The organism is Mycobacterium sp., from assembly GCF_050701515.1.
GTDB lineage: Bacteria > Actinomycetota > Actinomycetes > Mycobacteriales > Mycobacteriaceae > Mycobacterium.
In genome coordinates, this window is the sequence record NZ_JBOGDB010000278.1 from 1 (window position 1) to 6056 (window position 6056).

6 protein-coding genes and 1 pseudogene are annotated in these 6056 nt (G+C 65.2%); 1 reads left to right on the top strand and 6 read right to left on the bottom strand.

Annotated features, from left to right (window positions below; translation table 11 throughout):
* From ACRDU5_RS20715 to ACRDU5_RS20725, 3 genes are all read right to left on the bottom strand, one after another.
* The coding region (locus ACRDU5_RS20715; protein ID WP_526616787.1) for an MCE family protein at positions 1–1315 on the bottom strand (1315 nt) is incomplete at its 3' end.
* A 4-nt stretch (positions 1316–1319) separates the two neighbouring features.
* Positions 1320–2177: an MlaE family ABC transporter permease gene (locus ACRDU5_RS20720; RefSeq protein ID WP_526616789.1), complete on the bottom strand. Its 858-nt coding sequence runs from the start codon at positions 2175–2177 to the stop codon at positions 1320–1322.
* Positions 2174–2884 (bottom strand): MlaE family ABC transporter permease, encoded by a 711-nt coding sequence (locus ACRDU5_RS20725; protein WP_526616797.1) that lies wholly within the window; start codon positions 2882–2884, stop codon positions 2174–2176. Before ACRDU5_RS20725 ends, ACRDU5_RS20720 begins: the two co-directional genes overlap by 4 nt.
* Positions 2885–3228: 344 nt before the next feature.
* On the opposite strand from ACRDU5_RS20725, the gene ACRDU5_RS20730 reads away from it, so the two are divergent.
* Complete coding sequence (locus ACRDU5_RS20730) at positions 3229–3906, top strand: TetR/AcrR family transcriptional regulator (RefSeq protein ID WP_526616791.1); 678 nt, start codon at positions 3229–3231, stop codon at positions 3904–3906.
* A gap of 112 nt (positions 3907–4018) precedes the next feature.
* Here ACRDU5_RS20730 and ACRDU5_RS20735 read toward each other — a convergent pair whose 3' ends face one another.
* The 3 genes and pseudogenes from ACRDU5_RS20735 to ACRDU5_RS20745 all read right to left on the bottom strand — a co-directional run.
* Entirely contained in the window at positions 4019–4612 is a 594-nt protein-coding gene (locus ACRDU5_RS20735) for a TetR/AcrR family transcriptional regulator (RefSeq protein ID WP_526616793.1), read from the bottom strand.
* The gene (locus tag ACRDU5_RS20740; protein WP_526616795.1) at positions 4605–5588 is read right to left on the bottom strand and encodes a Rieske 2Fe-2S domain-containing protein; all 984 of its coding nucleotides are present in this window, start codon (positions 5586–5588) and stop codon (positions 4605–4607) included. The genes ACRDU5_RS20735 and ACRDU5_RS20740 overlap by 8 nt, the downstream gene beginning before the upstream one ends.
* Before the next feature lie 232 nt (positions 5589–5820).
* A pseudogene (locus tag ACRDU5_RS20745) lies at positions 5821–6056 on the bottom strand (hypothetical protein); the annotation flags it as partial.

Consider the following 6056-nt stretch of genomic DNA (forward strand, 5'->3'; position numbering starts at 1 on the left):
GCGGTGTTCCGTCGGGCGCATACTGCTGGGCGCCGTAGGGCGGGGCGCCCGGGTAGGGGATCGGGCCTGGCGCCGGTCCGCCGTCGACGCGGTTGACGGTAGGCGGTTGCGGCACGCCGCGGGTGACGGGGAAGAAGTTGGTGTAGCCCGGGAAGCCGATGCCCGGGTTCGGCCGGATATCCACACCGGTGCCCCATCCGGTGTTGGTGATCAGCTGGCGCTGTGGCCAGTTCTGTGCGACGTCGGGCAGCGAACCACAGCCGGGCTTGCCGCCGGGGCCGCCCCTGGCGCCATTGACCGGTAGGTGTTCCGGGTACTTGTAGGCGTCGTCGCCGAACAGCAGCGCGACGTCGAGGAGCACGGAGTAGCCGTTCTCACCGCCGGCGATGTCGGCGAACCCGAAGTCGATGACGTTCTTCCCGCCGACCAGGGTGCAGGTGAGTTGCGGGCTGTATTTCCTCAGCAGGCTGGTGGTCGGCTCGAGGATGTTGATCGCGTTGACCAGGTTGTCCTTGTTGGGCCCGATCAGGTTGATCCCGCTGTTCGCCAGCCCGATGACATTGAGCAGCAGCGAGTCGAGCTGTTCGGCTTCCTCGACGATGGTGGTGCTGGTGGTGCTCGCAGCGTCGAGCACGGTGACGATGTCCTGTGCGGCGGCGCTGAAGGTATCGCTGAATCCTTTGAGCGCTCGGAAGTCCTGCCGGATGGTTTCGCTGCGCGGATTGATCTCCATCAGCACCTCGTTGAGGTCTGTGGTCGCCTGGCCGAGGGCCTCACCCTGGCCACGAACGCCCTCGGCGAGCGCGGATAGCACGGCGTTCAGTTTGGCGGGGTCAATATGCTTGAGCAGCTCGACCACGTTCTCGAACACGGTGTTCACCTCGGTGGCGACATTGCGCGCCGGGACGATTGCACCCGCGGCCAACCGCTGCGGGCTCGGGTCGTCGGGAACGATCAGGTCGACGTACTTCGACCCGAACACCGTCGTCGCCTTGATCTCGGCCTCGACGTTGGCGGGAATGTAGCGGAGCTGGTCGGACGATATGTTCAGCTTCAGGCTCACGGGTTGGCTGTCGGCCGAGAGCCGCTCGACCCGGCCGACCGTGACCCCGCGCAACTTGACATCGTTGCCGGGGTTCATCACCAGCCCCGCCCGATCCGATGTCAGGGTGACCGGAACGTAGGACTTGTAAGAACCGGTGAAGAAGAACACGCTGACTCCGACGAGCCCGACGATGATCAGGAGCAGGAACAGGGTCCACCAGCCCGGCGAGATACGCCATTCGCCCGGTCTTCTCGCTGTCGTCGCCGCCATGCCGCTACCCGGAGATGTCCAGGCCGCCGGTGGCGCCGAAGATGGCGATGCCGACGAAGAAGCTGACGAACAGGGAGGTGACCAGCGAGGCGCGCACCGCGCGACCGACGGCCTCCCCGACGCCGGCCGGCCCTCCGGAAGCGTGGTAGCCGTAGTAGGTGTGAACCAGCATCACCGCGAAAACCATCGTGATCCCTTGCAGGAACGACAGGAACACGTCGACGGGGTTCAGGAACGTGTTGAAGTAGTGGTCGTAGACACCGTCGGACTGTCCGTAGAAAGCGGTGACCACAAGCCGGCTCCCCCCCATGGCCGCGAGCATCGCGACACAGTACAGCGGGATCGACAGGAACAGTCCCGCGAGCAGCCGGGTGGAGCACAGATAGGGCACCGTGCGGACGCTGATCGACTCCAGCGCGTCGATCTCCTCGTTGATCCGCATCGCGCCCAGCTGCGCGGTCGTGCTGGCCCCGATGGTGGCGGCCAGCGCGGCGGCGATGATGACCGGGGGCGCGAGGCGAACGTTGATGTACACGGTGGCGAACCCGGTCAGCGCCTCGACACCGACGTTGGACAGGGCACTGTAGCCCTGTAGGGCAACCAGGCTGCCGGCCTGCGAGAGCAGGAAGGCGACGACCACGATGGTGCCGCCGATGAGCGCCAACGCCCCGAGCCCGAGGCTCATCTGGGCGATCATCCGCAACAGCTCGACCTTGTAGTGCACGAAGACGTCCCTGGTACCGGCGACCGTCTTCGCGTAGAACTGGGCCTGCTCGCCGATCCGGTTCCAGCCGTCACCGACATTCCTGGCGGTTAGGGTGATCCGCCCACCGTGGGGGCTCGCGCCGCCGCTTTGACTCATACCGTTGCCTGCAGGCCGATGACGGTAATGACCGTTCCGATCGCGAACAGCACGATGAACGTCAGCACCACGGTTTCGTTGACCGCGTTGCCGACACCCTGTGGCCCGCCGGTGACCGTCAGCCCCTTGTAGCATGCGATCAGGCCGGCGAACAAACTGAACAGCGACGCCTTGGCCAGCGCGATGATCAACTCGGGGACGCCCACCAGCAGGCTCATGTTCGCCACGAAGGCACCCGGGGGGACGTCCTGCAGATACACCGAGAAGATGAAGGAGCCGGCCAGGCCGGCGATGATCACCACGGACGTCAGCATGGTCCCGACCAGGGTGGCCGCCAGTACCCGCGGCACCGCCAACCGCTGGATGGGGTCGAGGCCGAGCACCCGCATCGCGTCGATCTCCTCGCGAATGGTGCGGGCGCCGAGGTCCGCGCACTGCGCGGTGGCGCCGGCCCCGGCGACCACCAGCGTGGTAATGATCGGGCCGATGTAGAGCACGGTGGCGATCGACGCGACCGCCCCGGACAGGTCGCCGGCGCCCAGCTCGATGAGCAGCAGGTTGAGGATGAACACGACGAACGTCACAAACGGGAGCGACATCGCGACCGTCGGGAACATCGAGACGCGCGCGACGAACCAGGTCTGGTCCAGGAACTCGCGAAACGCAAACGGCGGCCGAAACATTGCGACGATCGTGTCCAGCGACATCGCGAAGAAGTCGCCGGTTACTCGAAGCGACTTGGTGGCACCGGCGGAAAGGACCACTAGCGGCTCCCCCTTGGCCTGGACCCGAACGCCATCAGCTACTGATCCTTTCGACGCTGGGCACCGTCCCCCGCAAACGACGTGATGCATGACACACAAGCCTGCCGGTGAACCGTACAACACAGCTCTTCACGCGAGCAACACTAGCTGACGAAAAGCTTATTGATTAACTATTTCACTACTTCGAGGTTCTCAATACCGGCAGCGAGCGGCATTGACATGCACATAGAGGGCGTCCATCGACAGCCGGTTGGTTGTCAGCCACTGCCAATGTCATACTGTGACAGATGCAGAGTGCGCCAAAGCCCACGACGATTCTTCCGACGTATCGGCCGATCGCTGCGGATCTACGCGCTGAGCAAACTCGCCGCATCGTCTCCGCAGCCGCGATGGAGATGTTCCACATCCACGGCTACGCGCGTACCACGATGGAATCCATTGCCGCCACCGCGGGAGTTTCCCCGCGCACCCTGTACCGTCACTACGGCAGCAAGAGCGCGCTGTTCGTCGCCACGATTTCCGTCGGTGCCGCCGACTTCCCTGAGCAACTTGCGGCCTACGTGCAGCGATGGCCGCTCCGGCGGTCGATTCTGACCGCTTTCGCGAATACGGCAATCGATGCGAGCGATCAAAGCCGCGCCTTGATGCACCTTGTAGTCACCGAGGACGAAGTATCGCAACTATGGCTGTCGACCGCCCAGCGGCTGCTGCCGCGGCTGGCGAACATCCTGCGTGACGCGACGCCCGGCGACTCGGGCGACACCGTGGCGTGGGAGGCTCGGGCTGGCGCGCTGATCGGCGCACTCAACGTCGGCTATCGGAGGTGGGCCACCACACCGGGCTCAGACCTCATCGGATTGGTTTCCGAGGCCGTGGATGCAGTCCTGCCGATCCTCTCACCGGAAGCGGCCGGGAAGCACGGTGCCGCACCAGTCAAGCGGGCCGCGCGATCGCCCGCCACCTGAGCCATGGCATGTCCGTTGAAATCGGGAACGGGCACGTCGGTCTCCGTTCGTGCTCGCCGCGAACCGCGCGATTTGTCCGACGATCCGTCCGTAGCCGCAACGCTGTGATGCCTCAGGCCACCGAGCGCAGGATGAGTTCGGAGGTGGCGGCCAGCATGTCGTCGCGGGACACAGCGGCCACCGCGTTGTGCTGGACCATCAGCCAGGACCGCTCCAGCATGGCCATCACGGCCAGTCCCGTCGCGGCATCGACCGTCAGAGGCGTCGACGCGATCTTGGCGAGGCGCTGACCGAGTGCTGCCGCGGTGCGTCGATGCGAGCGGGCGACCGCTGCGCGGAACGCGGGATCGCGTGGCATATCCTCCTCCGAACGGGTGACGAACGCGCCGTTGCGGTCCAGATAGGCGAAGTACCGGCTCACCCACTCCGCGACAGCGCTGAACGAGGGCGGATCCTCGAGGTCGGCCAGCGTCTCGACGACGGCCATCGCCTCGCGATAGGTTGCGGTGCCGAGTTCGATGAACAACTCGGTCTTGTCGGTGAAGTAGTAGTAGAAGTTCGCCCGCGTCACGCCCGCCAGGTCGGTGATATCGCGAATCGTCACACCGGAAAATCCTTTGCGGGCGAATGCAACTCGCGCTGCGTCGAGAATGGCTAACCGCGTGCGGTCAGACTTGCGGCCGCCCGCAGCCGGATCGTCAGACACCGTGCCCGACGGGTTCGGGATAGAAGCCGCCCGCCCACGACCGCAGCGCGGCGAATCCCTCAGCCTCAGACGGCGCCAGTGCGGGCAGGTCCATGTACTGCTGGTGCTCCCAGATCCAAATGTCGTCGGGTAGCGCCATTTTGGCGCCGACGAGCCGGTCGGCGAAGCCGTCGGAGTCATCACTGATCCAGTAGCCGGCGAAGATGTCTGACCTCGTGTCGTCGATGGGGGTCGCACAGATCGAGATGACACGAACGCCTTCGCGGGTGTGCTCGCCGTTGAAGCTGACGCCGAGGCCTGACCAGTAGATCTCGATGGTGTTCAGAGTGTCACCGGGACGATCCGCACCGTCAGCCCAGCGCTTGCCGAACCCGACCTTCGCCGACCACGCCGTGTTGTCGCGCGTCTCCCGAAGCACGGTCGGACTGATCGGCGTGCGGTGCACGAAGCGGAAATGGTGTGGATCGACAGCGTTTTCGGCGATGACCTGCGGGTGGACCTTGACGTTCTCGAACCGGGTACGACACTCGGCGTCGAACGGGTAATAGCCGCGCGACGAGACGTGCTCGCCGAGTACCGCGAACCCGTCCGGCGCCTCCCACGCCGGCTCATCACCGCGGACGTCGTGCCAGATGTAGATCGAAGCGTTCTTCTCGGCGACGGGATACGACCGGATGCGGCGTCCCTTGTTGGGCCGCTTCTCGTACGGGATGCGCACGTTGCGCCCCCGACCGTCCCACACCCAGCCGTGGAACGGGCACTGGATTCCGTCCTCGACCACACAACCGCCGTGGGCGAGGCTGGCACCGAGGTGCTGGCAGTGCGCGTCGAGCACGCACACGGATCCGTCCAACTGCCGGAAGGCGACAAGGTCGCGACCAAAGTAATGCAGCGGCAGCGTCCCGCCCTGCGCGATGTCAGCGCTCCATGCCACCTGGAACCAGCCGGTGGGCAACATGCTCGGCAACTGCGTCATTGGTAGTCAGGGGCGCGGTGCCCGCGGTGCGGGTCCGTTTCCCCATCCCCCTTTCAATCCGTGCGTGCGGTTTTCCCGCACACGGCTTTCCGATGATCTTCTTGACATGGTTACGCAGCCTTTGGGTAGCGGATGGTGCCGCGTAGTCGGTGTAGGCCGTGCCCGTTAAACCACTCCCCGATCCACTGATCGGCTTGCCCGGGGCGTAGGTTGCGGCCGCGCTTCTTGATCATCAAGTGTCGCAGCCTGCCCACCACGTAGCTGTCGATCTGGCGGAACTTTTCAGCGCGATCACATCACGGATAACCATCCCGGCCCGGTTGCGTCCGGTACGGTCGCGCACCTTGGCCCGCACCCGGGCCATGGCCGCTTGGCTGGGCCAGCGGTGCAGGTAGTAGCGCACAATGCGCTTCTGCTCCCACAACCGCCCCGACATGCGCGCCCGGAAGTGACAACCCAGAAAATCCA

What these genes read in the sequence shown, in the direction of transcription:
- ACRDU5_RS20740 (WP_526616795.1), bottom strand. Translation starts at nt 5,588, where the DNA reads ATGACGCAGTTGCCGAGCATGTTGCCCACCGGCTGGTTCCAGGTGGCA.
- ACRDU5_RS20730 (WP_526616791.1), top strand. Translation starts at nt 3,229, where the DNA reads ATGCAGAGTGCGCCAAAGCCCACGACGATTCTTCCGACGTATCGGCCG.
- ACRDU5_RS20720 (WP_526616789.1), bottom strand. Translation starts at nt 2,177, where the DNA reads ATGAGTCAAAGCGGCGGCGCGAGCCCCCACGGTGGGCGGATCACCCTA.
- ACRDU5_RS20725 (WP_526616797.1), bottom strand. Translation starts at nt 2,884, where the DNA reads ATGTCGCTGGACACGATCGTCGCAATGTTTCGGCCGCCGTTTGCGTTT.